We start from the raw sequence: 24,781 nt of genomic DNA, 5'->3' as shown, positions 1-24,781 counted from the left end.
CGTGCACCTATCACGGTACGCCGTCCTGGGCGTACCTGTTTCCGGTCAGTTCACCTCAATGGCTGCCGGAGTCCTTCTCCGCCGACGACTGCGCGGCCGTCGCCGCCGCGCTGCCGGGACGCTTGCGGGCCACCCAGCCCTCGATATTCCGCTGCTGGCCACGGGCCACGGCCAGCGCGCCGGGCGGCACGTCCTTCGTGATCACCGAGCCGGCGGCCGTGTAGGCGCCGTCCCCGATGGTGACGGGAGCCACAAACATGTTGTCCGAACCCGTCTTGCAGTGTGAGCCGACCGTGGTGTGGTGCTTGTGCTCACCGTCGTAATTGACGAACACGCTCGCAGCGCCGATGTTCGTGTACTCGCCGATCGTCGCGTCACCCACGTAGGACAGGTGCGGCACCTTCGTGCCCTCGCCGATCGTCGCGTTCTTCATCTCGACGTACGTGCCGGCCTTCGACTTCACACCCAGGTTCGTGCCCGGACGCAGGTACGCGAACGGACCCACCGAGGCCAGGTCGCCGATCACCGCGGTGTCCGCCACCGTGTTGTCCACCCGGGCGCCGGCGCCCACGCGCGTGTCCTTCAGGCGGGTGTTCGGGCCGACCTCGGCCCCCTCGCCGATGTGCGTCGCGCCGAGCAGCTGCGTACCCGGGTGGATCACCGCGTCCTGACCGAAGGTGACGGTCACGTCCACGAACGTTCCCGCCGGGTCCACCACCGTCACGCCCGCCAGCATCGCCCGCTCCAGCAGCCGCGCGTTCAGCAGCGCCCGCGCCTCGGCCAGCTGCACCCGGTTGTTGATCCCCAGGATCTGCCGGTGGTCACTGCCGACCGCCGCACCGACGCGGTGCCCCGCCTCGCGCAGGATCCCGAGCACGTCGGTCAGGTACTCCTCGCCCTGGCTGTTGTCGGTGCGCACCTTGCCGAGCGCGTCCGTGAGGAGCGCGCCGTCGAAGGCGAAGACCCCGGAGTTGATCTCCCGGATCGCGCGCTGGGCGTCGGTGGCGTCCTTGTGCTCGACGATCGCGGTCACGGCGCCGGTGGCCGGGTCGCGGACGATGCGGCCGTACCCGGTGGAGTCGGGGACCTCGGCGGTGAGCACGGTGACGGCGTTGCCGTCGGCCTCGTGGGTGGCCGCGAGGGCGCGCAGGGTCTCGCCGGTGAGCAGCGGGGTGTCGCCGCAGACGACGATGACGGTCCCCTCGACCGTGCCGCCGAGCTCTTCGAGGGCCATCCGGACGGCGTGGCCGGTGCCGTTCTGCTCGTACTGGACGGCGGTGCGGACGCCGGCGTCGACGCCGGCGAGGTGCGCGGTGACCTGCTCGCGGGCGTGGCCCACGACGACCACGAGGTGGGTCGGGTCCAGCTCGCGGGAGGCCGCGACCACGTGACCGACGAGCGAGCGCCCGGCGATCTCGTGCAGAACCTTGGGTGTGGTCGACTTCATGCGGGTGCCCTCACCCGCTGCGAGTACGACGACGGCTGCCGGGCGGGTTGCGCTCACGGGTGGGCCCTTCGGCTTCGGGGGTGGACCCGTGAAGGATAGCGGGGGGTCACAGTCCGAAAACGAGGCCGGGTCCCGACCGTGGTGGTCGGGACCCGAACGTGCCCAGCTCCCCCGCCAGGACTCGAACCCGGACATAAGGCACCAAAAGCCTCAGTGCTGCCAATTACACCACAGGGGATAGTCGATCAGCGCGAATCGGGCATTCGGTCGTCCCGGTCCAAGTTGATCGCTCCTACTATGCCGCACCGCGCCCCTTCGACGCGACGGTCAATACGGCACCGCGGCCCGGCGCCGTCCGGCGGCCGGGGGTTCCCGGGATTCGGCCCGGCGGCCGGCGGGGCCCGCTGCGTACGCTGGGCGGCATGACCAGTACGGGGGATGAGCGCGAGGGGACGGGCCGGGACGGGCCCTGGTGGTGGGAGCGGCGGCGGGGGGCCGTGCTCGACGTGGGGCTCGGGGTGGCCTCGGCCGTCGAGTGCGCCTTCGAGGGGGTGCCGACCGCGCGTGAGGCCGGGGTGCCGGTGTGGGCCGGGGTGCTGTTCGGCCTCCTGGCGGGGTCCGCCCTGGTGCTGCGCCGGCGTTGGCCCGTGGCGGTGGTGCTCGTCGGGATCGCCGTCACGCCGGCCACGATGGGCTTCCTGCTGAGCGTCGTGGGGCTGTACACGCTGGCCGCCTGCGAGGTGCCCCGGCGGGTCCTCGCGACGCTGGCCTCGATGTCGCTGGCCGGGACGTTCGTGGTGACCTACGTGCAGACCCGCGGGGACGTGGAGGCCGACGGCACGCTCGTGATCGTGCTGTCCGTGTTCATGGCGGTGGCGCTGACCGTGCCGCCGGTCCTGCTCGGGCTGTACGTGGGCGCGCGGCGCCGGCTGATGGAGAGCCTGCAGGAGCGGGCGGACTCGCTGGAGCGGGAGCTGTCGCTGCTGGCGGACCGGGCGGAGGAGCGGGCCGAGTGGGCCCGCCAGGAGGAGCGGACGCGCATCGCGCGGGAGATGCACGACGTGGTGGCGCACCGGGTGTCGCTGATGGTGGTGCACGCGGCGGCGTTGCAGGCGGTGGCGGCGAAGGATCCCGTGAAGGCGGTGCGGAACGCGGCGCTGGTGGGTGACATGGGGCGCCAGGCGTTGACGGAGCTGCGGGAGATGCTGGGGGTGCTGCGGGCTCCGGAGAAGCAGCCGGTGCGGGAGGCGTCCGCACCGGCGGCGCTGGAGGAGGGGCCTTCGCTCGGGGAGCTGGAGGCGCTGGTGGGGCAGTCGCGGGCGGCCGGGATGGTCGTGGAGGTGCTGGTGCAGGGCGAGGGCGGGGGCTACCGCCCGGAGGTGGAGCAGACGGCGTACCGGGTGGTGCAGGAGGCGCTGACCAACTGCCACAAGCACGCTCCGGGCGCGCGGGTCGTCGTACGGCTGGCGCACCGGGAGGGGGAGGTGGCCATGCAGGTGGAGAACGGGCCCTGTGAGGGGGAGGCGCCGGCCGCCGACCTGCCCAGCGGGGGGAACGGGCTGGTCGGGATGCGGGAGCGGGTGCTGGGGCTGGGCGGGGTGTTCGTGTCCGGGCCGACGGACGGGGGCGGGTTCAAGGTGTCGGCGGTGCTGCCGGCCCGGTAGCGGCGGCGGGCCCGTCAGCCGGTGGTGAGGCGGGCGGGCTGGAGGCCGGTGAGGAGGAGGACGAGGGCCTCGTCGAGTCCGGCGCCGAGGTACCAGTCGCCGGTGTGGTCGACGAGGTAGGCGCGGCCCTCGCGGTCGATCGCGAGGTGGGAGCCGCCGTCGGTGCCGGCGCCGAGCGGGCAGAGCTGGGTGGACAGGGCGCGTCCGAGGTCGGCGAAGGTGCGGGCGAGGTGGAGGCCGGTCAGCGGGTCGACGCGTACGGGCGTCGGGGCTATCTGGCGGCCGGGGCCCGGGGCGGTGAGGGTGAGGCCGCCGAACTCGGCCCAGGCCTCGACGGCGGCGGGGAAGACGGTGTGCCGGTGGCCGGCGGGGGTGGTGTGGTCGCGCAGGGCGTCGGCCCAGTATTCGGCCTGCTTGATGTCCCAGCGGCCGGGTTCCCAGCCGGCGGTGCGCAGGGCGGAGTCCACGGGGCCGGGGAACCGGGTGGCCGAGGAGCGGTCGTAGGAGGCGGAGGACGCGGTCATGGTGGCTACTCGGGGTGGGTGAGGTCGACGGGGCGTACGCCGAAGTGGTTGAGGAGCGCGTCGCAGGATCGGCAGGGCGGCGCGTAGGTGCCGTGGAGGGGGTCGCCGTCCTCGCGGATGCGGCGGGCGGTTATGCGGGCGTGCCTGAGGGAGCGGCGGGCTTCGCTCGCCGAGAGGGGTTTGCGGGAGGCGCGCTTGCTGCGGGCGCCCTCGACGGCGGCGAGGTGGCGGGAGAGCAGGATCGCTTCGGGACATCGGCCGGTGAAGCGCTCGCGCTGGCCGCTGGTGAGGGTGTCGAGGAAGTCCTGGACGAGGGGGTGCAGGACGGGCGGCTGGTCGCCCTTGCCGGCGGTGCCGGTGAGGGTTTCCCCGCGGACGGAGAGCGCGGCGGCGACGGTGGGCAGGATGCCGTCCCGGCGGAAGCGGAGCACGGGGGTGGTCTGGGCGGTGCCGGTGCTGCTCCAGCGCAGGCGGGGGTCGCCGGCGGGGCCGGCGTCGGCCGGCTGCGGGCGGCCCGTGCGGGGTGCCGCGTTTTGTGCGGTCGCGGTGTGTGTGGTCGCGGTCTGCATGGTTGCTCTTCCCTCCCGTGGCGGCGGTGGTGGTCGCTGTCGCGCACGCCCCCGTGCTGCGGGACAGCCTGTCAAATGTCACCTGTCGCGCGGAAGCGGGGTCGAATATTCGTATCAATTCGGATGTTCCTGCCCCGTCGGTGCACGCGTGGCTCGGGGGCGGGTGAGGGTCTTGCCGGAGCACATAGGCTGTGGTGAACCAGCCAGATCCAGCAGGGGGCTACCGCCATGACGACAGGTCGGCTCGGGCAGCAGGCCGCGCCACCCAACGCCGCGTACTCGGGGCAGGTCGTGCATTTCCCGGACCCGGTCCGGGCTGCGCGGCACCCTCACGGGGTGCGGATGGACGGCAACGGTCATCCCGATTTCTCGCGCTACGCGCGCGCGGCCGTGGAGATCGCCGAGCCCCCGGAGGGCTTCGGCGTGGACGAGCTGCGCCTGACGGACTTCGTGTCCGCCAACGCGGCGATGCGCGCCGCCGCCCACCCGCTGTGGGACACGGTGGGTCCGGTGGCGACCCCGCACGGCTGGACCTGGCACCACGTCGCGGGCTCGCGGCGGATGGAGCTGGTCCCGGTGGAGGTCAAGGCGCTGCTGCGGCACCACGCGGGTCTGGCGACGGCTCCGGTGGACCACGACAAGCGCGGGGCGCGGCCGCTGCAGGAGGCGCGTCCGGCGCACCTGGAGCTGCCGAAGGCCCTGGTGTCGGTGTCGGAGCTCCAGGTGCAGGGCGTGGAGGAGGACCTCGGCTACCGGCTGCCGGAGGCGTACCGCTCGTTCCTGAAGGCGGCGGGCGGCTGCGCGCCGGTGGGCGCGGGGCTGCTGGTGGAGCTGGGGCTGCTGGTGGACCAGCCGTTCTTCACGGTGCGTGAGGAGGCGGCGGTCAACGACCTGGTGTACGTCAACAAGTGTCTGCGGGACCACCTGACGAAGGACTACCTGTGCGTGGCCTTCGTGCAGGGCGGGCTGCTCGCGGTGAAGGTGAAGGGCGAGGGCGTGGGCTCCGTCTGGTTCTCCCCGTACGACGACGGGCGCGACCGGGACGGCTGGTCGGTGCAGGAGCGCGTGGAGCGCCTGTTGCTGCCGTGCGGTGCCGATTTCGATGCCTTCCTGGAGCGGTTGGCGGGTAATCCGCCGGAACTGGAGACGGTGGCCGGTCTGATGGTGGACGGCGGATTCGCGCGTTCGGTTGCAGTGTCCGGTGCCGGCATGGGTGAGGGGTGACGGCGTCGTGGTGACGTTCGCGCAGGCGCAGGAGCGCGCCGAGGAGTGGATCAACGGGGACGTGCCCGCGTACCAGCACCGCGAGGTGCGGGTACGGGAGTTCGGGCTCGGGTTCGTGGTGTGGGCCGAGGACCGGGCGGCCGGTCCGGTGTCCGGCGGCGGCCGGCAGCGGCTGGTCATCGCGCGGGACAGCGGTGAGGTGACGCTGTGGCCGGGGCTGCCGGTGGGCGAGGTGATCCGGCGGTACGAGGAGGAGTACGGGGCGGCTGCCGCACCGGCGGCTTCGGAGGCTTCGGTTCCGCCGCCGCGGATCGACTCCGAGCAGACCTCTTTCATGCTGACGCCGCCGCAGTGGCTGCAGGAGGCGGCGGACCGGGCGGGGATCCCGCCGGCGGGTGGTTCGGCTCCTGCCGCGGGTGCGGGGTCTTCGGGTGCGGGGGCTTCCGGCTCGGGTTCCGCGGGTTCGGGTTCCTCCGGACCGGGTTCCGCGGGTGCGGGTGCGGGTGGTCCGGTGCCGCTCGGTCGGGGGGGTGAGGTGCCCTACGAGCCGACCGCGAACGACGGGGTGCCGGCCGGGTCCACGCCGTGGGCCGGGACCGACGTGAACTCCGGTGCCGACGACGGCTCCGTTCCGCTGCCCGCCACCGTTTTCGCGCCGCCGCTGTCGGGTTCCGACCTGGACGACGCGCCCTCCGCCTCGGGGGTGGCCCCGGAGGCCAAGACCACGCTGATGGCGGGCGGCAGCCGGCTTCCGAAGACGACCGTGGCTCCGGCGCTGGCGGTTCCGGCGGATGCCGCGGCCATCGCCGACGCGCCGACGAGCCGGGCCCGCGTCTCCCCGCCGGGCGGGGCCGCGCAGCCGCAGCCTCCGCAGGCGCCGCCGGTTCCGCCGGCCGGTGCGCCCGGCGGCGGGGCGCAGTACGCCGCGACGATGCTGGCCGCGCCCGGCGTGACGCCGGCGCCTCCGGGGACGCCGCCGGCGCCCCCCGGTCCGCCCGGGCCCCCTGGGGCTCCGGGTGCTCCCGCGGCTCCTGGCGCGCCCGGTTCCCTGGGCGGGGGGCTGGATTACGCCGCGACCATGCTCGCCGGTCCGGCCGTGGTGCAGCCGCCCGGCCCGCCCGCGCCTCCTGGTCCGCCGGGTCCTCCGGCTCCGCCCGCGCCTCCGGGTGCTCCCGGCGCGCCTGGGGCTCCTGGCGCGCCCGGTGCCGGCGCGCACCATGCCGCGACCATGCTGGCCGGTCCCGGTGCGGTGCAGCCGCCCGGTCCGCCCGGGCCTCCCGGTGCGCCGACGCCTCCGGGGCCGCCCGGTGCGCCCGGTGGGTCCGGTTCCCTGGGCGGGGGGCTGGACCATGCCGCGACGATGCTCGCCGGTCCCGCCGTCGTACAGCCGCCCGGCCCGCCCGGTGCTCCGGCTGCGCCCGGGGCTCCCGGTGCGCCCGGTGCGCCCGGTGCCGGCGCGCACCATGCCGCGACCATGCTGGCCGGTCCCGGTGCGGTGCAGCCGCCCGGCACGCCCCCCGGCCCGCCGCCCGGCCCGGTGGGACAGCCGCAGGCCCCGTCCGGCGCGCCCACGGTCGGCCCCGGCTACCAGGCGGTGCTGCGCTACCGCGCGCCCGACGGCTCCGAGCAGCAGCTGATCCGCCGCTCGGCGCCCGGTACGCCGCACCCCGAGTGGCAGATCCTGTACGAGCTCCGGGCGATGAACGTGCCGCCGCAGCAGGTGCTGGAGCTGCACACCGAGCTGGCCTCCTGTGAGCTGCCCGGCGGCTACTGCGCCCGGATGATCCGGGAGACCTGGCCGCAGGTGCGGATCACCAGCGTGGCCCCGTACGGGACCGACCACGCGGGCCGTCAGCAGGGCATGCGCCACCTGCTCACCCATCAGGGTGAGCTGCACCAGGTGGCGGACGGACCCGCGCGCCCCGCGCCGGTCCGGGCGCCGCTGCCGCAGGTCCCGCTCCAGCCGGCGATCCCGATGGACGCGATCGCGCAGGAGCTGGCGGGTGCCTTCGGGCCGCAGGGGGTCTTCCGCTTCGACCAGCGGGCGGTGTCCCGTCAGGGCGTGCCGGAGATCGTGGCGCAGACCCTGATGTGGGCGGGTCTGCCGGTCGACTTCGGGCCGTTCTTCTGGGCGCAGGCGGTGCCCGGTCAGCCGGTGCCGACGCTGGCCGAGCTGGCCGCGCAGCGCGGGGTGCAGCCGGCGTCCGACGCGGGCTCGTACCTGGTCGTGGGCAGTGACTTCGGCAAGGCGCTGTGCGTCCAGTACGGGACCGCGCACATAGTGGCGGTGCCGGTGGAGGCCGGTCCCGGCGGGGCGCCCGTGCCGCCGCAGTTCGTGAATTCGAGCCTGCCGCAGTTCGCGAGGTCGCTGGCGATGCTGGGTCACATGTGGCGGCTGCGCCAGCATCTGACGCCGGAGCAGGCAGGTCGTTGGACCGTCGATTTCCAGGCGAATCTGGCGGGTCTGGACGGCGCGGCGCTGGCGTCGCCGGAAAGCTGGTGGTCGGTGCTGCTGGAGCAGATGTGGGACGGACTGCTCTGACGGGATGACCGTTTGCGTGGCCGGGCCGGGTCCCCTCGTGCGGGGGACCCGGCCCGGCCATTCCGGCTTCTGCGAGCAAATGACGCATCCTTGACAGCAATCCCCGCGAGAGAGGCGCTCCCAGGATGACTGCACCCTTTGCGACTGTGCGCGGTCGCGGCTACCGGATGGACGAAGTCGACCGGTATCTCGCGCGACTGTCCGGCAGCCGGGACGAGGCCTGGGAGCGGGTGGCGCGGCTGACCGTGCTGGCCCGTCAGATGGAGGCGGAGGCCGAGCGGTTGCGGACGGTCGTTGCCGCGCTGGCTCCGCAGACGTACGACGAGCTGAGCGAGCGCGCGCGGCGGATCCTGCAGTTGGCGCAGGAGGAGGCGGAGGTGCTGCGGGAGGAGGCGCGGGCGGACGCGGCGGAGGCGGCGGGCGCGGCCGAGGCGCATGCCGACCGGGTGGCCGAGCTGGCGCGGCACGACGCGGAGGCGGTGCGCGAGCAGACCGAGGTGCGGGCGCGGCAGGGGCTGCTGCGGGCTCAGCGGGAGGCGGACGGGCTCCGGTCGGAGGCGCGGGAGGACGCGGCGGGGTGGCGGTCCGAGGCGCAGGCCGCGCTGGCGGAGACGGGGCGCCGGGCGAGGGCGCTGCTCGCGGAGCGCGAGCAGGAGCAGGTCGAGCGGTGGGACGCGTCGGGGCGGGAGCTGGCGGCGCGGGCGGACGAGCAGGACGCGCGGTACGCGGAGCTGGAGCGGTACGCGGAGGCGCGGCTGGCGGAAGCGCGGCGGGGGTACGCGGAGGCGGAGGAGTCGGCGCGGCACGGCCAGGAGGACGCGGAGGCGCGGGCGGAGGAGCTGGTCGCGCAGGCGCGGGTCCGGGAGGAGCGGACGGGGCGCGAGACGGAGCGGATCCTGCGGGAGCACGAGGAGGCGCAGGAGGAGATGCGGGCGCACATGAGCCACGTCCGCTCCAGCCTGGCGGCGTTGACGGGGCGGGCGCCGGCGGAGGGGTAGGGGGTTGCCCTTGCCCTTGCCCTGGCCGGGCGGTTGTCGGTTCGGGGCGTCGCCCTGCTGCTGCGGGGCGGGGTCGGGGGCGGAACGCCCCGGCCGGCGGATGCGCCTCTCCTGGCGGATGCCCTGGCCGGGTGGGGGTCGCGCCTGGGCGGGTGTTTGCCGGGCGGGGTCGGGGTGGGTGGCTGCGGGGCCGGGGCCGGTATCCCTCCAGCCCCGGCCCGGCCAACTGCAGCCTCGCCGGCGTCTGAGGCGCGGGGGTCTGGGGGCGGAGCTCCCGGAAGGCGTCCGGGCGCAGCCGGGGAACGGGCGCACGGGCGAGTCAGGGGCGGCGCAGGGACTGCCGGGCCGTGGTGAGCGTGACCTCGATGTCGTCGCTCCAGGAGCAGACCTCCAGCCACGACAGGTACCCGTCCTCGGCGAAGACGAGCACCTCCCCGGGGCAGTCGCCGTCCTCGGTGTGGATCAGGGCCTCGGCCGCCACCACCGTGCCCGGCCCGCACGGTGCCGGATTCCCGGACGCGTGGGGCTCGAAGTACGCGGTGCCGCAGCCGCACGTGCAGCGCCCTCGTAGCCGCAGGTGCGGGACTTGGCCGCGGAGTGCCCGGTGGACCGGGTCGTCGCCGGCGAGGAGGAGGCCCAGCACGTCGGCGACATCGAGGGGGAGGGGCGCTGTCATGCCCGCACCGTAGTCGCGGTGCCAAGTGGGTTGTCAGTGGGCGGCGTTAGCCTCGCCGTATGAGTTCCTCGCTGAGTGTGTACCTGCTCGATCTGAACGCCACCCACGCCCTCGTCGGGTCCCGCGACGACGGTCTCCTGGGCGTCGTCCGGGAGCGCTTCGCCGCCGACCTCGCGCACGACGACGACTGGTTCGACTCCGAGATCGAGAACGGTGCGCCCACGGCGTACGAGGCGTTGCGCGCGGTGGTGTACGGCGGTCCGTTCAGCGAGGACCGGGAGCACGCCTTCCAGTACGCCTACGCCTACAAGCGGCTCTGCGACCTGACCGGGTCCTTCCTCGACAACTCCTCCTTCTCCCCGTACCGGGGCGACTGGCTGTCGATGGTCGACGCGGGTCTGCGGGCCCTGAAGATCGATGCCGTGTCCGTCGAGGACTTCGACTTCTCGGATCTGCCCGGCGGGCTGCCGTCCACGTACACGCCGGGTTGCGGCGAGTGGACGTACGAGCAGTGCGTGAAGGCGCTGGAGCAGTTCGAGGAGACCAAGAGGCGTGGTGAGGTGCCGCTGCTGGACAGCGAGGTGGCCGAGGCCGTCCGGGACGTGCTGGGGTGGCTGCGACAGGTCGAGGCGCGTCCCGGGTTCGGGATCGTCGGGTTCCGGTCCTAGGGGGTGGCTTGCGCACCAGGCACGGCGAGCCCGGCATGATCCGCGAGACACCCCCTGGGGTGCGCGAGGCGTTGGCGCGGGCCGGCGTCGAGGCGGTGCCCCGGCGGGGAGCGCCGCCGGCACCGGGTGAGGTTGCTGGAGCGGTGGGACGTCATGGGGGGCGGTGCGGAAACGGTTCTTGGGGTTGGCGCCGGGCGCCCCGGCTTCACCGCGCTGGCTTTGGACGGCGGCGGCGTCGCCGTCGTCGCCGCGTCGTATCAGGCGGGGCCGGGGTGCACGGGGTGCGCCGGTCCGGGTGTGTCACCGGTCGCCGGTGAGGAAGTCGTGGATCAGCGGGGCGATCTCGGGGAGGTGGGTCTCCAGGGCGAAGTGGCCCGCGTCCTCGAAGACGTGGACCTCGGCGTGGGGCGCGTCGTGGAGGTAGGCCTTCGCGCCCGCCGGGGTGAAGAACGGATCGCCGGCGCCCCAGGCGACGAGGACCGGGACGGCGGCCGCACGGAGCCAGGCCTGCCAGGCGGGGTAGTGGGTGAAGTTCGAGGCGTAGTCGAAGGCGAGGTCGGCCTGGGCGTCGGCGCGGCCGGGCAGGCCGAGGTAGTGGACGTCGAGCGTCCAGTTGTCCGGGGAGACGAGGGCGGGGTCCGCGACGCCGGTCTCGTACTGGAAGCGGGTGCCCTCCTCGGTGAACAGGGCGCGGACGCGCTCTTCGTTGCCGGGGACCTCGCGCCGTAGCCCGGCGAACTCGCGGGCGGCGTCGGAGAGGCCCTCGTCGTACGCGTTGCCGTTCTGGACGATCAGGTGCGTGACGCGGTCCGGCCGGCGGGTGGCGAGCCGCAGCCCGACGGGGGCGCCGAAGTCGAAGACGTACAGGGCGAAGCGGTCGAGGCCGAGGGCGTCGGTGAAGCCCTCCACGATGTCGGCGAGCCGGTCGAAGGTGTACGTGAACCCCTGCGGGGCGGTGGTGCGGCCGAAGCCGGGGTAGTCGGGGGCGATCAGCCGGTAGGGAGTGTCGCCGAGCGCGTCCATCAGGCGGGTGAACTGGTGCGAGGCGGTGGGGAAGCCGTGCAGGAGCAGCAGGACCGGGCCGTCGGCCGGGCCGCTCTCGCGGTAGGCGACGGTCACGCCGTCCACGTCGACGGTGCGGTGAGCGATCATCACATGCCTCCTTGGGCTTCGGTGGCATTAGTCTGCGGGAGTTGCGGCTAATGGGTCAAGGGGGATTGCTAGCATTAGCGGCGTGAACTTCTTTCCGCTGCTGGGCGAGCCCCTCGCCCTCGACCTGCTGAACACCCGGCCCGCCGGTGCCGGCGACCTCATCGCCGACCGGGCGGGACTCGCCGCCTGGCTGGCCGAGGAGCCCGGGCGGCTGAGCCGCGTCGCGGAGGTGGGGGCGGCCGAGGTGGCCGCCGTGCACGCGGTGCGGGAGGCGGCCGGGCCGCTGCTCGCCGCCGCCCGGCGGGGGGAGCGGCCCCCGGCCGGCGAGCTGGCCGCGCTCAACGGGATCCTCGCCGCCGCCCCGGCCCGTACCGAGCTGGCCTGGACGGCGCTGACCGGCATGACGGCGGCCCCGTACCGGGAGGCCGCCCCCGCGCAGCGGCTCGCCGCGGAGCTCGCGGAGGCCGTGGTGGGGCTGCTCACCGACCCCCGGGTGACGACGGTGCGCGAGTGCGAGGCGCAGGACTGCGTGCTGCTCTTCCTGCCGGCGCACCCCCGCCGCCGCTGGTGCGTGGCTTCGGCCTGCGGCAACCGGGCCCGGGTGGCCCGCTACTACGCCCGGCACAAGGGGGAGGGCGGGTGAGCGGGGCCTCCGGCCTGAGGGCTGAGGGGGCTGGACCGGGGCCGGCGCAGACCGGGATCCGCGAGGGGTGGCGGGTCGGCCGGATCTCCCCGCAGGGGGAGGCGGGGTGGGCCTGTGGGGGGCAGGGTGGGTGAACCTCGGGGCGCGCTCCCCGTGAGGAAAGGTTTCTCCTGCGTGTCGCGCTTCTACGCTCCCTCCCGGATGCCACCGGACCGGCATCCGCCCGCGGAAGAGAAGAACGGAACCCCCTCATGCGTCTTCGCACCACCGCCGTAGCCCTCGCCGGAGCCCTCACCCTCGTCCTGCCCACCGCCGCCGCCGCGCTCGCGGACGACGGCAAGGCTGCCCTCAGCTACAGCTTCCTCCAGGACGGCGAAAGCAAGACCGGGCAGGTGAGCGACCTGTCCGAGGGCAAGTGCCACCCGCTGGCCGTGACCGACGCCTCCTCGCTGGAGGAGGTCGCCAACGAGACCGACAAGGTGGCGCTGCTCTTCGACAACAAGAACTGCGAGGGCGAGCCGGTCGCGGCCGCCGGCCCGGGGGAGAAGGCGGGTGACTTCCCGGCCGTCGCCGTCGTCTTCGAGGCCGCCGAGGAGGGGCAGAAGGCCGAGGAGGGGCAGAAGGAAGAGCAGGGCCAGAAGGACAAGCGCGAGGAGGCCGCCCAGGCCCCCGTCCAGGCGCCGGCCGAGAGCGACAGCAGCGACGCCGACGACGAAGAGGACTCCGACGACTACGAGTCCCCGTTCCGCATGCTGGGCTGATCCTTCGCCTGGCGAACGAGGGGCCCGGCACCCGAGGGTGCCGGGCCCCCGTCATGCCCGCCGGGCCGGGACCGCGGGGGCGCCCTCGTAGCGGTACGGGTCGCTCCGCAGCCCGCGCGAGACGACCACCACCGTGAAAGGGGCCTTCGCGGTGGCCGGCAGCGGGGCCGTCAGGGCGCCGGTCGCCTCGTCCCGCGTCGCGGCGAGCGGGGTGTCGTCCACCGTGAGGCGGGGCTCGGTGAAGCCGCCGCCCTCCACCCGGAGCAGCCCCTCCGGGGTGACGGTGACGTCGGTGATGACCGGGTTGGCGCGGGTGGCCATCTTGTTCACCAGGTAGGCCCCCGCCGGAGCGCCGGTCAGGGCCCAGATCTCGGAGGGCAGCCGGGGAAGCCCGCCGCCCACGTCGGTGAGGAAGAAGAGGACGACGTAGAGCATCGTGACCGCGCTCAGGGCCACGTACTGGAGGTCCACCAGGTCGGTCCGGCCGCTGTCGTTCGCGATCAGCTCGCGCAGCGGGCGGTGGCCGCCGGGGGTGGGCTTGGGGGCCGGCTTGGCCATGCTGCCGTTCTCCACCCGGAAGCCGACGACCGCCTTCGCCGCGATCAGGGCCGCGTACGGGCCCCCGAGCAGCGGCAGGTACACCGAGGTCAGGGGTGACAGCGGGCCGTCGGAGCCGGAGCCCCGGAAGTAGGAGGTGCCGCCGCTGGCCGTCAGCCCGTACGCGAGGACCGCGAGCAGCAGCCAGAGCAGGATCACCGTCCAGGCGAGCGCGAGGGTGGTGGAGGTGGAGAGCCGGCCGTCGCGGCCGGTGACGAAGCCCGGCCGGCGGCGCAGCCGCAGGGCCACCGGCCCGGCCAGGGCGGCCAGTAACGCGAGCGCGAAGAGTGCGGATGCCATGTCGTCCCCCCGGAAACGGTCCTGGCAAGAGGTTCACCCACTGGGCCCGAACATGACAACCCGGCTGGCGGGCCGGAGCGGAGGAACCCGCCACCGGCCGCCACCGGCCGCCACCGGCCACCGGCCCCCGGCCCCCGGCTCCCGCCCCCGCTACTCGTGCTCCGGCAGTACCGGGAACCTGCGTGGCGCGACCAGCAGCAGCACCACCACCGCCGCCACCCCCGCGGCCGTCGAGCCCAGGAAGATGTGCTCCACCGCGGCCGCCACCGCCTCCCGCAGGTGCTCCGAGGCGGCCGGCGAGAGGCCGCCCGGCTCCGCCAGGGCCCGCGACACGTCGTCGAGGCGCTCCGGCAGCCCCGGCAGCGGCGTCCCCGCCAGCCGCCCGGCGACGGTCGCGTTGGCCACCGCCCCCAGCAGCGCGGCCCCCACGCTCTGTCCGACGGTGCGGCAGAACAGCACCGAAGCCGTCGTGGTCCCCCGCTCGGCCCAGCCCACCGTCGACTGCACCCCGACCACCAGCGGCAGCTGGAACAGCCCGAGGGCGGCGCCCAGCAGCAGCATCACCAGCGCGGGCTGCCACGGCCGCGCCGGGTACGGCAGCAGGGTGAAGGCGAACAGGACCACGGAGGCCAGCCCCATGCCCAGGGTGGCGGTGTCGCGGAAGCCGATGCGCCGGTACACGTGCTGGCACAGGGCGGCCGACACCGGCCAGCTCAGGGTCATCAGGGCGGTGAGCAGCCCGGCTCCGACCGGGCCGAGCCCGAGCACGGACTGGGCGTACGTCGGCATGAACACCATCGGGGCGACCATCAGCAGCCCCAGCGCCGCCATCGCCAGGTTCACGGCGGCGATGGTCCGCCGGCGCCACACCCAGCCGGGCAGGATCGGTTCTTCGGCCCGGCGCTCGATCCGGACCACCATCACGGCCAGGGCCCCGCTCGCCCCCAGCAGTCCCAGCGAGGGCGCCGACAGCCAGGGCCAGGCCACCCCGCCCTGCACCAGCGCGAAGAGCAGCAGCCCGCCGCAGGCGAAGACGGCGAGCGCCCCGGCCCAGTCCACCGGGCCCCGGCGGCCGGGGGAGCGTACGGGTTCCACGAGGTGGCGGGCGGTCAGCCAGAGGGCCAGGCCGGCCAGGGGCACGTTGATCAGGAAGGTCCAGCGCCAGCCCGCGTACCCGGCCAGCATTCCGCCGAGCGCGGGGCCGAGCAGGGCGGAGCTCGCCCACACGGTGGTCATCCGGGCCTGTATGCGGGGGCGGTCGCGCAGCGGGTAGAGGTCGGCGGCCAGGGTCTGCACGGTGCTCTGCAGGGCTCCGCCGCCCAGCCCCTGGACGATCCGGAAGGCGATGAGCGCGGCCATGTTCCAGGCGGACGCGCACAGCAGGGAGCCGGCCAGGAACAGGGCGGTGCCGAAGAGCAGGACGGGCTTGCGGCCGAAGGTGTCGCTGAGCTTGCCGTAGACGGGGAGGGTGACGGTGACGGCGAGGAGGTAGCCGGAGAACAGCCAGGAGAAGACGGAGAACCCGCCGAGGTCCCCGACGATCTGCGGGACGGCGGTCGAGACGATGGTGCTGTCGAGTGCGACCAGGGCCATGCTCAGCATCAGCGACACCACCACCCGGGTGGGCGGCCGGCCGGGCCCGGCCCCGTCGGTCCCGGAGTCCGGCCCCGAGGCCGTTCCGGGTCCGGGGCCGCCCGCGGAAGCGCTTCCACTGGTGGGGCGGATGGGGTCCGCCGTCTCGTCCGCGGGGTCTTTCGCCCCGCTTTCTGCTGCTTCCACCGCGTTCCCCTCGTCTGCGGGGAACACCATCTCACCGGGCCGCTCCGGGCGGTATCCCCGTCTCACGGGCACCGGATCCGTCGGTGCCCCCTACCCCGGGTCCGTCGGAGGGTGGACAACCCCTAGGGGTGGCTCAGCATTTGGGCCCAGGGGACGTTCGTCCCGGCGGAGGAGGCCCGGAGGCCCGCGAGGTCCTTAACTGGTTCATACGAGCGGGACCGCCGGGGGGTGGGGGTGGGGTTAACCCCCCGGTGGAAACGGAGACGGGCACCAGCGCGCCCGGCGCCTCCCGCACCGCAGACTTCGACGGCGACGACAACGGCGACGACGCACGCACCGGCGCGGCCGCGCACGTACGCGTACGGCCGAACCACCCGCGCCCAGGGCGCACGCACACGCACACCAACAGGGGAGACAGCACCGTGACAACGGCGATGACCGAGACCAGGCACGGGAGCGGCGGGGGACAGAACTCCGTCGCGGCCCGGGCGCGCCAGGTCGTCAAGGCCTACGGCTCCGGCGAGACCCGCGTCGTCGCCCTCGACCACGTGGACGTGGACATCCACCGCGGCCAGTTCACCGCGATCATGGGCCCTTCCGGCTCCGGCAAGTCCACGCTGATGCACTGCCTGGCCGGGCTGGACACGGTGACGGGCGGGCAGATCCACCTGGAGGACACCGAGATCACCGGCCTGAAGGACAAGAAGCTCACGCAGCTTCGCCGGGACAGGATCGGCTTCATCTTCCAGGCGTTCAACCTGCTGCCGACGCTCAACGCCCTGGAGAACATCACCCTCCCCATGGACATCGCGGGCCGCAAGCCGGACCCGCAGTGGCTGGACCGCGTCGTGGAGACGGTCGGGCTCGCGGGCCGACTCAAGCACCGCCCGACCGAGCTGTCCGGCGGCCAGCAGCAGCGCGTGGCGGTCGCCCGTGCCCTCGCCGCCCGCCCGGCGATCATCTTCGGCGACGAGCCGACCGGAAACCTGGACTCCCGCGCCGGAGCCGAGGTCCTCGGCTTCCTGCGCCAGTCGGTCGACCAGCTGGGCCAGACCATCGTGATGGTCACCCACGACCCGGTCGCCGCCTCCTACGCGGACCGCGTCATCTTCCTCGCCGACGGCCGCATCGTCGACGAGATGTACGGGCCCACCGCCGACCAGGTCCTCGACCGGATGAAGGACTTCGACGCGCGCGGGCGGACCTCGTGACCGTCATGAAGACCGCGCGGCGCAACTTCCTCGCGCACAAGGGCAGGATGGCGCTCTCCGCGATCGCCGTGCTGCTGTCGGTCGCCTTCGTCTGCGGGACCCTGGTGTTCACGGACACCATGAACACCACCTTCGAAAAGCTCTTCGCGGTCACCAGCTCCGACGTCACCATCAGCCCCAAGGAGGCCGAGGGGGGGGAGGAGATCTCCAGCCGCGGCAGGCCGGAGGGGCTGCCCGGCTCGGTGGTGGAGAAGGCGCGCGGCGCCGAGGGCGTCAAGTCCGCCGAGGGCGGCGTCATCTCCATGGCCGTGACGGTCGTCAACTCCAAGAACGAGAACATGGGGTCGACCACCGGAGCCCCGACCATCGCGGGCAACTGGAACGACAACGAGCTCAAGTCGATGAAGATCACCTCCGGCCACGCCCCGCGCGGCCCCACCGAGGTGATGGTCGACGCCGACACCGCGGACAAGCACGAGCTGAAGCTCGGGGACGAGCTGCGCACCATCGCCGTCACCGGTGACGTCCGGGCGAAGATCAGCGGTATCGCCGCCTTCACCGTGACCAACCCGGGCGCGGCCATCGTCTACTTCGACACCGCCACCGCCCAGGAGAAGCTCCTCGGCGCCGCGAACACCTTCACCCACGTCAACGTCACCGCCAAGGACGGCGTGACGCACGAGCAGCTGAAGAAGAACGTGGCGGCCGCGGTCGGCGCGGACACGTACAAGCTGCAGACCGCCAAGGAAGCCGCGGCGGCCAACAAGAAGGACATGGGCTTCCTCGACGTCATGAAGTACGTGATGCTCGGCTTCGCCGGCATCGCCTTCCTCGTCGGCATCTTCCTGATCTTCAACACCTTCTCGATGCTGGTCGCCCAGCGCACCCGCGAGATCGGCCTGATGCGCGCCATCGGCTCCGACCGGGGCCAGATCAACCGCTCGGTCCTCATCGAGGCCTTCCTGCTCGGCGTCGTCGGCTCCCTCGCCGGGGTCGCGGCCGGCGTGGGCCTGGCCGTCGGCCTGATGAAGCTCATGGGCCAGATGGGCATGCAGCTGTCCACCGCCGACCTGACGGTCAAGTGGACGACCCCGGTCGTCGGCCTGGCCCTGGGCATCGTCGTCACCGTGGTCGCCGCCTACGTCCCGGCCCGCCGGGCCGGCAAGGTCTCCCCGATGGCCGCCCTGCGCGACGCCGGCACCCCCGGCGACAGGAGGGCCGGCAAGGTCCGTGCGGCGCTCGGCCTGGTCCTGACGGGCATCGGCGGCGCGGCCCTGTTCCTCGCCGGGGCCGCCGACAAGGCCTCCGCCGGCTCGCTGTGGCTGGCCGTCGGCGTGCTGTTCAGCCTCATCGGCTTCATCGTGATCGGCCCGCTGCTGGCCGGCGTCGTCGTCCGGGTGCTCGCCGCCCCGGTGCTGCGGCCCTTCGGCTCCGTCGGCCGGCTCGCCGAGCGCAACGCGCTGCGCAACCCGTGCCGCACCGGCGCCACGGCCGCCGCGCTGATGATCGGACTGGCGCTGGTCGCCTGCCTGTCGGTGGTCGGCTCCTCCATGGTGGCCTCCGCCACCGACGAGCTCGACCGCACCGTGGGCGCCGACTACATCGTCTCCTCGCAGACCGGCCAGCCGATGATGCCGCAGGCCGAGCAGGCCATGCGGAATACCAAGGGCCTGGACCACGTCACCGCGTACCGCGAGGTCGAAGCGAAGATCACCGCTCCGGACGGCACCTCCGCCCAGGACCAGATCAGCGTCACGGACCCGTCGTACGCCCAGGACGTGCGCCGCAAGATGATCGCCGGCGAGCACAAGGACGCGTACGCGGCCGGATCCATGGCGGTGGGCTCCCTCTACGCCGACAAGCACCACGTCAAGGTCGGAGACGAGCTGACGGTCGCCTTCAAGGGCGGCAAGACCGCCAAGCTGAAGGTCGCCGCGATCACCTCGGACGAGGGCAACCTCGACAAGGGCGTGAAGTACGTCAGCACCGCCACCGCCGAGGCCAACATCCCGGCCGACCAGCTGGCGCGCCCGTTCATGCTGCTGGCCAAGGCCGAGAAGGGGCAGGCCGACAGCGCGTACAAGGCGCTCAAGGCGGCCATGGCCGAGTACCCGCAGTACAAGGTGCTCAACCAGACCGACTACAAGCAGGACCTCAAGGACCAGGTCGGGCAGCTGCTCAACATGGTCTACGGGCTCCTCGCGCTCGCCATCATCGTCGCGGTGCTGGGTGTCGTGAACACCCTGGCCCTGTCGGTGGTCGAGCGGACCCGCGAGATCGGCCTGATGCGCGCCATCGGCCTCTCCCGCCGCCAGCTGCGCCGCATGATCCGCCTGGAATCGGTGGTCATCGCCCTCTTCGGCGCCCTGCTCGGCCTCGGCCTGGGCATGGGCTGGGGTGCCACCGCCCAGCAGCTCCTCGCCCTCCAGGGGCTGAGGGTGCTGGAGATCCCGTGGCCGACCATCATCGGCGTGTTCGCCGGCTCGGCCCTGGTGGGCCTGTTCGCCGCACTGGTCCCGGCCTTCCGGGCGGGGCGGATGAACGTTCTGAACGCGATCGCCAGCGAATAGCGGGGCGGTCGTACGGGGGAGGCGACGGGGGACCACGGGGGCCACGGGGGAGCCGGGGCCCACGGGGGAGCCGGGGCCCACGGGGGAGCAGTACGGGGGAACGCGCCGGCCCCGGACCGTCCGCAGGGACGGTCCGGGGCCGGCGTCGTACGGCAGCGGCTCAGAGAACCCGCTGGACCAGGACGTACCCGCCCGCCTCGCCCAGCAGCGCGAAGCGCGACCCCGGGTGCAGCCGCTCGGCGTAGGCGACGGGGTCGCCGGCCCCGCCCGCGGAGTCGTCGAAGACCAGGAAGGCCGGCAGCACGCCCTCGGTGCCGCCGATCCAGTACACCTGGCAGCGCGAGGTCAGCCGGGTCAGCGGCCCGTAGACCGCCTCCACCCGCACCCCGTCCGGGATCTGCGCCAGCAGCCGTTCGACGGCGGCCACCCGCGCGGGCTTCTCGTACGCGGACCGCTCGCCGAGCCGGGCCAGCGGCAGGCTGGTCGCGCTCAGCGCGAGGGAGGCCGCGAGCACGGCCCCGGGCAGCTGGTGGGCGTACGCCCGCACCCGCGGCCGGCCGCTGTGCCGGGCGGTGTCGAGGGCGTCGGCCAGGGCCAGGGCGACGACCGGCATCAGGACGGCGCTGTAGTGGAAGTCGGTGGACCAGTAGTGCGGGTCCCCCGAGAGGAACCGCCAGCCCAGGGTGGGCACGGCCACCAGCAGCAGCGGGGAGCGCAGCGCGAGGAGCCCGGTGGTGGGGACGAGGACCCAGCCGAGGGTGGTCAGCTTCGTGCCGAGGCCGCTCAGCGGGCCGCCGCCCCGGCCCTCGCCGCCGCCGAGCTTCTCCCAGTAGGCGTAGCCGTCGGCGGCGAAGGCGGGGATGACCACGGTGAACACCAGTGCCGCGGCGGCCACGCCCGCCACGGCGACGGCCGCCGCGAGCCGCGCGGCCCGCGGGTCGGCGCGCCGGGCCCGCCAGGCCGTGACGAGGGCCAGGGCGGCCAGGGTGACCCCGAGGTCCTCCTTGACCAGCAGCAGCGGCAGCCCCCAGCCCAGGGCGGCCCGCCAGCGCCGCGCGAGCAGCGCCTCCAGGGCGAAGGCCAGCAGCGGTACGGCGAAGCAGATCTCGTGGAAGTCGAACTCCACGGCCCGCTGGATCCCCCAGGACAGCCCGTACGCCGCCCCGAGCGCGAGCCCCCGGGCCCGGCCGAGGAGCTTCACCGAGGCCCGGGTGACGGGCAGCGCGGACAGCGCGAGCAGGGCCGCCTGCACCACCAGCAGGGTGACGGGGGTCGGGAAGATCCGGTAGAGCGGGGCGATCAGGGCGATGACCGGGCTGAAGTGGTCGCCGAGGATGTTGGAGCCCGGGCCCTTCAGGTCCACCAGGGGCGCCTGGAGCCAGGCGTAGGCCCTGACCGCCTGCTCGAATATCCCGAGGTCCCAGGAGGTCTCCTCCATCCGCCGGTAGCGGGTCACCGAGAGCACGGCGTACGCGAGGAACAGCGCGGCGGTGAGCGCGTACGGCGCCCTGCGCGCGGCCCGCCCGGCGCGGTCGCCGGCGCCGGCGGGTGTCCGCGGAGCAGCGCCCGCCCCGCGACGCCCGGCACGCGGCACGCCCTCCGGGCGGGGGGTGCTGCTTCGCGGACACCCCCTGGGGGTGCTTGCGGGTATCGGCATCCGGACAGATTCTCACCCCCGACCGGAATGCTTCCCTCCGCCCCCCTGGCCCGGATCCCGCACGGCCCTCCCGCCCCTCCCGCACCGTCCGGCTCCCGCCACACCCTCCAATGCCCCGCGCGCCCGGGGGAACGGCGTCATAGGGTGGGAACCCCCGGCCCGTTCACGTGTCGGGCCCTTCGCGTTGCCCTCGGCACCCCTCGCCCCTCACCGGATGGAAAGCCTGTCTCATGAGCCTGCACGGACTGCTCGACGCCGTCACCCGGGATCCCGCCCTCGCCGAGGCGGTCACCGCGGCCGGGGACGGCAACCGCATGCACGTGGACCTCGTCGGCCCGCCCGCCGCCCGGCCCTTCGCGATCGCCGCGCTGGCCGCCCGTACCGAGCGGACCGTGCTCGCGGTCACCGCCACCGGGCGGGAGGCGGAGGACCTCGCCGCCGCGCTGCGCTCCCTGCTGCCCCCCGACGAGGTGGTCGACTACCCGGCCTGGGAGACGCTGCCGCACGAGCGGCTCAGCCCGCGCAGCGACACCGTCGGCCGCCGGATCGCGGTGCTGCGCCGACTCGCGCACCCGAGCAAGGAGGACCCGGCGGCCGGGCCCGTCTCAGTGGTCGTCGCCCCCATCCGCTCCGTGCTCCAGCCACAGGTCAAGGGGCTCGGGGACCTGGTGCCGGTGAGCCTGCGGCAGGGCGACACCACCGACCTGGGCGTGGTCACCGAGGCCCTGGCGGCGGCCGCGTACGCCCGCGTCGAGCTGGTCGAGAAGCGCGGCGAGTTCGCCGTGCGCGGCGGCATCCTCGACGTGTTCCCGCCCACCGAGGAGCACCCGCTGCGCGTGGAGTTCTGGGGCGACGAGGTCGAGGAGATCCGTTACTTCAAGGTCGCCGACCAGCGCTCCCTGGAGATCGCCGAGCACGGCCTGTGGGCCCCGCCCTGCCGGGAGCTGCTGCTCACGGACGAGGTGCGCGAGCGGGCCGCGGCGCTGGCCGAGGAGCACCCTGAGCTCGGCGAGCTGCTCAACAAGATCGCCGAGGGGATCGCGGTCGAGGGCATGGAGTCCCTCGCCCCGGTCCTCGTCGACGACATGGAGCTGCTGATCGACGTCCTGCCCGCCGGGGCGATGGCCGTGGTCTGCGACCCGGAGCGGGTGCGGACCCGCGCGGCCGACCTGGTGGCGACCTCGCAGGAGTTCCTGATGGCCTCGTGGGCGGCCACCGCCGGCGGCGGCGAGGCCCCGATCGACGTGGGCGCGGCCTCGCTGCGCGGGATCGCGGAGGTACGCGAGCACGCGCGCGAGATCGGCATGATGTGGTGGTCGGTGTCCCCCTTCGCGGCCGGCGAGGAGGTCATCGGCGGCGACGTGCTCAAGCTGGGCATGCACGCCCCCGAGGCCTACCGGGGCGACACCGCCCGCGCGCTCGCCGACACCAAGGGCTGGATCGCCGACGGCTGGCACACCGTCTACCTCACCGAGGGCCACGGCCCGGCCGCCCGCACCGTCGAGGTGCTCGGCGGAGAGGGCATCGCCGCCCGGCTGGAGCCGAGACTGGCGGCGCTGGAGCCCTCGATCGTCCACGTCGCCTGCGGCTCGATCGACAACGGCTTCGTCGACCCGGCGCTGAAGCTGGCCGTCCTCACCGAGACCGACCTGACCGGACAGCGCACCGCCACCAAGGACCTCGGCCGGATGCCGACCCGGCGGCGCAAGTCCATCGACCCGCTCACCCTGGAGGTCGGCGACTACATCGTGCACGAGCAGCACGGTGTGGGCCGCTACATCGAGATGGTGCAGCGCACCGTGCAGGGAGCCACCCGCGAGTACCTGCTCGTCGAGTACGCGCCCGCCAAGCGCGGCCAGCCCGGCGACCGCCTGTACATCCCCACCGACCAGCTGGAGCAGGTCACCAAGTACGTCGGCGGCGAGGCCCCGACCCTGCACCGGCTCGGCGGCGCCGACTGGACGAAGACCAAGGCGCGGGCGAAGAAGGCGGTCAAGGAGATCGCCGCCGACCTCATCAAGCTGTACAGCGCGCGCATGGCGGCCCCCGGCCACACCTTCGGCCCGGACACCCCCTGGCAGCGCGAGCTGGAGGACGCCTTCCCGTACGCGGAGACGCCCGACCAGCTCACCACCATCGCCGAGGTCAAGGAGGACATGGAGAAGTCCGTCCCCATGGACCGCCTGATCTGCGGCGACGTCGGCTACGGCAAGACGGAGATCGCGGTCCGGGCCGCCTTCAAGGCGGTGCAGGACGGCAAGCAGGTGGCCGTCCTGGTCCCCACCACCCTCCTCGTGCAGCAGCACTTCGGGACCTTCTCCGAGCGCTACAGCCAGTTCCCCGTCAACGTGAAGGCGCTGTCCCGCTTCCAGTCCGACACCGAGTCCAAGGCCACCCTGGAGGGGCTGAAGGAGGGCTCGGTGGACATCGTCATCGGTACGCACCGGCTGTTCTCGCAGGAGACGAAGTTCAAGGACCTGGGCCTGGTCATCGTCGACGAGGAGCAGCGCTTCGGCGTCGAGCACAAGGAGCAGCTGAAGAAGCTCCGCGCCAACGTCGACGTGCTGACCATGTCCGCGACCCCGATCCCGCGCACCCTGGAGATGGCGGTGACCGGCATCCGCGAGATGTCGACGATCACCACCCCGCCGGAGGAGCGCCACCCGGTGCTCACCTTCGTCGGCCCGTACGAGGAGAAGCAGATCGGCGCGGCCATCCGGCGCGAGCTGCTGCGCGAGGGCCAGTGCTTCTACATCCACAACCGGGTCGAGTCCATCGACCGGGCGGCGGCCAAGCTGCGCGAGATCGTGCCCGAGGCGCGGATCGCGACGGCCCACGGCCAGATGTCGGAACAGGCCCTGGAACAGGTCGTGGTCGACTTCTGGGAGAAGAAGTTCGACGTGCTCGTCTCCACGACGATCGTCGAGTCGGGCATCGACATCTCCAACGCCAACACCCTGATCGTGGAGCGCGGTGACAACTTCGGCCTCAGCCAGCTGCACCAGCTGCGCGGCCGTGTCGGGCGCGGCCGCGAGCGCGGGTACGCGTACTTCCTGTACCCGCCGGAGAAGCCGCTGACGGAGACCGCGCACGAGCGGCTCGCGACCATCGCCCAGCACACGGAGATGGGAGCCGGCATGTACGTGGCGATGAAGGACCTGGAGATCCGCGGCGCGGGCAACCTGCTCGGCGGCGAGCAGTCCGGGCACATCGCGGGCGTCGGCTTCGACCTGTACATCCGGATGGTCGGCGAGGCGGTGGCCGACTACCGGGCCGCCGTCGAGGGCGGCGGGGCGGAGGAGGAGCCGCCGCTGGAGGTGAAGATCGAGCTGCCGGTCGACGCGCACGTCCCGCACGACTACGCGCCCGGCGAGCGGCTGCGCCTCCAGGCGTACCGTTCCATCGCGGCGGCGAACTCCGAGGCCGACATCAAGGCCGTGCGGGAGGAGCTGACCGACCGCTACGGCAAGCTGCCGGAGCCGGTGGAGAACCTGCTGCTGGTGGCGGGACTGCGGATGCTGGCACGGGCCTGCGGGGTCGGGGACATCACCCTCCAGGGGCCGAACATCCGCTTCGGGCCGGTGGAGTTGCGCGAGTCGCAGGAGCTGCGCCTCAAGCGCCTCTACCCGGGGACGGTCCTCAAGCCGGCCACCTCGCAGGTGCTGGTGCCGCGGCCGAAGACGGCCAGGGTCGGCGGCAAGCCGCTGGTCGGCCGTGAACTGCTCGCCTGGACCGGGGAGTTCCTCACCACGATCCTCGGCTCCTGACGCGCGCGGCCCGGGGGGTCGTACATATCATC

Annotated in this window: 18 protein-coding genes and 1 tRNA gene; 10 read left to right on the top strand and 9 right to left on the bottom strand. The window is 73.7% G+C overall.

Annotated features, from left to right (window positions below):
- Window positions 1-55: 55 nt before the first annotated feature.
- Together glmU and ACZ597_RS25610 are read right to left on the bottom strand one after the other, a co-directional pair.
- The gene (gene glmU / locus ACZ597_RS25615; RefSeq protein WP_471334391.1) at window positions 56-1,504 is read right to left on the bottom strand and encodes a bifunctional UDP-N-acetylglucosamine diphosphorylase/glucosamine-1-phosphate N-acetyltransferase GlmU; all 1,449 of its coding nucleotides are present in this window, start codon (window positions 1,502-1,504) and stop codon (window positions 56-58) included.
- 109 nt (window positions 1,505-1,613) lie between these two features.
- Window positions 1,614-1,685: transfer RNA gene (locus ACZ597_RS25610), tRNA-Gln, on the bottom strand.
- A gap of 184 nt (window positions 1,686-1,869) precedes the next feature.
- On the opposite strand from ACZ597_RS25610, the gene ACZ597_RS25605 reads away from it, so the two are divergent.
- The gene (locus tag ACZ597_RS25605) at window positions 1,870-3,111 is read left to right on the top strand and encodes a sensor histidine kinase (protein WP_471334388.1); all 1,242 of its coding nucleotides are present in this window, start codon (window positions 1,870-1,872) and stop codon (window positions 3,109-3,111) included.
- A gap of 14 nt (window positions 3,112-3,125) precedes the next feature.
- On the opposite strand, the gene ACZ597_RS25600 is transcribed toward ACZ597_RS25605, so the two are convergent.
- Window positions 3,126-3,635: an SUKH-3 domain-containing protein gene (locus ACZ597_RS25600; protein ID WP_471334385.1), complete on the bottom strand. Its 510-nt coding sequence runs from the start codon at window positions 3,633-3,635 to the stop codon at window positions 3,126-3,128.
- A 5-nt stretch (window positions 3,636-3,640) separates the two neighbouring features.
- On the bottom strand, window positions 3,641-4,204 hold the full coding sequence (locus tag ACZ597_RS25595) for a YwqJ-related putative deaminase (RefSeq protein WP_471334382.1): 564 nt from the start codon (window positions 4,202-4,204) through the stop codon (window positions 3,641-3,643).
- A 228-nt stretch (window positions 4,205-4,432) separates the two neighbouring features.
- On the opposite strand from ACZ597_RS25595, the gene ACZ597_RS25590 reads away from it, so the two are divergent.
- The 3 genes from ACZ597_RS25590 (at window position 4,433) to ACZ597_RS25580 (ending at window position 8,968) form a co-directional block, all read left to right on the top strand.
- The gene (locus ACZ597_RS25590; protein WP_471334379.1) at window positions 4,433-5,428 is read left to right on the top strand and encodes an SMI1/KNR4 family protein; all 996 of its coding nucleotides are present in this window, start codon (window positions 4,433-4,435) and stop codon (window positions 5,426-5,428) included.
- Between the two features lie 7 nt (window positions 5,429-5,435).
- Window positions 5,436-7,970 carry an SUKH-4 family immunity protein gene (locus ACZ597_RS25585; RefSeq protein ID WP_471334376.1) on the top strand — a complete coding sequence of 845 codons (2,535 nt, stop codon included), beginning with the start codon at window positions 5,436-5,438 and terminating at the stop codon, window positions 7,968-7,970.
- A gap of 125 nt (window positions 7,971-8,095) precedes the next feature.
- Window positions 8,096-8,968, top strand: a complete 873-nt coding sequence (locus ACZ597_RS25580) for a DivIVA domain-containing protein (RefSeq protein WP_471334374.1) — start codon at window positions 8,096-8,098, stop codon at window positions 8,966-8,968.
- Between the two features lie 319 nt (window positions 8,969-9,287).
- Here the strand turns inward: ACZ597_RS25580 and ACZ597_RS25575 are convergent, their stop codons facing one another.
- The gene (locus ACZ597_RS25575; RefSeq protein ID WP_471334371.1) at window positions 9,288-9,644 is read right to left on the bottom strand and encodes a hypothetical protein; all 357 of its coding nucleotides are present in this window, start codon (window positions 9,642-9,644) and stop codon (window positions 9,288-9,290) included.
- Between the two features lie 59 nt (window positions 9,645-9,703).
- On the opposite strand from ACZ597_RS25575, the gene ACZ597_RS25570 reads away from it, so the two are divergent.
- Window positions 9,704-10,312 carry a DUF7691 family protein gene (locus ACZ597_RS25570; RefSeq protein WP_471334368.1) on the top strand — a complete coding sequence of 203 codons (609 nt, stop codon included), beginning with the start codon at window positions 9,704-9,706 and terminating at the stop codon, window positions 10,310-10,312.
- A gap of 300 nt (window positions 10,313-10,612) precedes the next feature.
- On the opposite strand, the gene ACZ597_RS25565 is transcribed toward ACZ597_RS25570, so the two are convergent.
- Window positions 10,613-11,464, bottom strand: coding sequence for an alpha/beta fold hydrolase (locus ACZ597_RS25565; RefSeq protein ID WP_471334365.1), 852 nt, complete (start codon window positions 11,462-11,464; stop codon window positions 10,613-10,615).
- Window positions 11,465-11,546: 82 nt separating this feature from the next.
- Between ACZ597_RS25565 and ACZ597_RS25560 the strand changes: the two genes are divergently transcribed.
- A complete protein-coding gene (locus ACZ597_RS25560) occupies window positions 11,547-12,107 on the top strand; it encodes a CGNR zinc finger domain-containing protein (protein ID WP_471334362.1) in 561 nt (186 codons plus the stop codon).
- Window positions 12,108-12,358: 251 nt separating this feature from the next.
- Window positions 12,359-12,868: a hypothetical protein gene (locus ACZ597_RS25555; protein ID WP_471334359.1), complete on the top strand. Its 510-nt coding sequence runs from the start codon at window positions 12,359-12,361 to the stop codon at window positions 12,866-12,868.
- A gap of 51 nt (window positions 12,869-12,919) precedes the next feature.
- On the opposite strand, the gene ACZ597_RS25550 is transcribed toward ACZ597_RS25555, so the two are convergent.
- A complete protein-coding gene (locus ACZ597_RS25550) occupies window positions 12,920-13,765 on the bottom strand; it encodes a hypothetical protein (protein WP_471334356.1) in 846 nt (281 codons plus the stop codon).
- A 150-nt stretch (window positions 13,766-13,915) separates the two neighbouring features.
- Complete coding sequence (locus ACZ597_RS25545; protein ID WP_471334354.1) at window positions 13,916-15,544, bottom strand: MDR family MFS transporter; 1,629 nt, start codon at window positions 15,542-15,544, stop codon at window positions 13,916-13,918.
- A gap of 434 nt (window positions 15,545-15,978) precedes the next feature.
- On the opposite strand from ACZ597_RS25545, the gene ACZ597_RS25540 reads away from it, so the two are divergent.
- Window positions 15,979-16,755, top strand: coding sequence for an ABC transporter ATP-binding protein (locus tag ACZ597_RS25540; RefSeq protein ID WP_471334692.1), 777 nt, complete (start codon window positions 15,979-15,981; stop codon window positions 16,753-16,755).
- Window positions 16,752-19,325, top strand: a complete 2,574-nt coding sequence (locus tag ACZ597_RS25535; protein ID WP_471334351.1) for an ABC transporter permease — start codon at window positions 16,752-16,754, stop codon at window positions 19,323-19,325. Before ACZ597_RS25540 ends, ACZ597_RS25535 begins: the two co-directional genes overlap by 4 nt.
- A 160-nt stretch (window positions 19,326-19,485) precedes the next feature.
- On the opposite strand, the gene ACZ597_RS25530 is transcribed toward ACZ597_RS25535, so the two are convergent.
- Window positions 19,486-20,919 carry a DUF2079 domain-containing protein gene (locus tag ACZ597_RS25530; RefSeq protein WP_471334348.1) on the bottom strand — a complete coding sequence of 478 codons (1,434 nt, stop codon included), beginning with the start codon at window positions 20,917-20,919 and terminating at the stop codon, window positions 19,486-19,488.
- A gap of 293 nt (window positions 20,920-21,212) precedes the next feature.
- On the opposite strand from ACZ597_RS25530, the gene mfd reads away from it, so the two are divergent.
- Window positions 21,213-24,749, top strand: coding sequence for a transcription-repair coupling factor (gene mfd / locus ACZ597_RS25525; RefSeq protein WP_471334345.1), 3,537 nt, complete (start codon window positions 21,213-21,215; stop codon window positions 24,747-24,749).
- The last annotated feature ends 32 nt before the right edge of the window (window positions 24,750-24,781 follow it).

The organism is Streptomyces sp. NPDC040718, assembly GCF_055593565.1.
Note: the sequence above shows the minus strand (reverse complement) of the source record. Positions and strands in the feature narration are given on the sequence as shown.

Excerpts from the sequence above, each read along its gene's own strand:
- ACZ597_RS25605 (WP_471334388.1), top strand. The coding sequence starts at position 1,870 with ATGACCAGTACGGGGGATGAGCGCGAGGGGACGGGCCGGGACGGGCCC.
- mfd (WP_471334345.1), top strand. The coding sequence starts at position 21,213 with ATGAGCCTGCACGGACTGCTCGACGCCGTCACCCGGGATCCCGCCCTC.
- ACZ597_RS25590 (WP_471334379.1), top strand. The coding sequence starts at position 4,433 with ATGACGACAGGTCGGCTCGGGCAGCAGGCCGCGCCACCCAACGCCGCG.
- ACZ597_RS25600 (WP_471334385.1), bottom strand. The coding sequence starts at position 3,635 with ATGACCGCGTCCTCCGCCTCCTACGACCGCTCCTCGGCCACCCGGTTC.
- ACZ597_RS25580 (WP_471334374.1), top strand. The coding sequence starts at position 8,096 with ATGACTGCACCCTTTGCGACTGTGCGCGGTCGCGGCTACCGGATGGAC.
- ACZ597_RS25595 (WP_471334382.1), bottom strand. The coding sequence starts at position 4,204 with ATGCAGACCGCGACCACACACACCGCGACCGCACAAAACGCGGCACCC.
- ACZ597_RS25550 (WP_471334356.1), bottom strand. The coding sequence starts at position 13,765 with ATGGCATCCGCACTCTTCGCGCTCGCGTTACTGGCCGCCCTGGCCGGG.
- ACZ597_RS25570 (WP_471334368.1), top strand. The coding sequence starts at position 9,704 with ATGAGTTCCTCGCTGAGTGTGTACCTGCTCGATCTGAACGCCACCCAC.
- ACZ597_RS25575 (WP_471334371.1), bottom strand. The coding sequence starts at position 9,644 with ATGACAGCGCCCCTCCCCCTCGATGTCGCCGACGTGCTGGGCCTCCTC.
- ACZ597_RS25555 (WP_471334359.1), top strand. The coding sequence starts at position 12,359 with ATGCGTCTTCGCACCACCGCCGTAGCCCTCGCCGGAGCCCTCACCCTC.
- ACZ597_RS25565 (WP_471334365.1), bottom strand. The coding sequence starts at position 11,464 with ATGATCGCTCACCGCACCGTCGACGTGGACGGCGTGACCGTCGCCTAC.
- ACZ597_RS25540 (WP_471334692.1), top strand. The coding sequence starts at position 15,979 with ATGACCGAGACCAGGCACGGGAGCGGCGGGGGACAGAACTCCGTCGCG.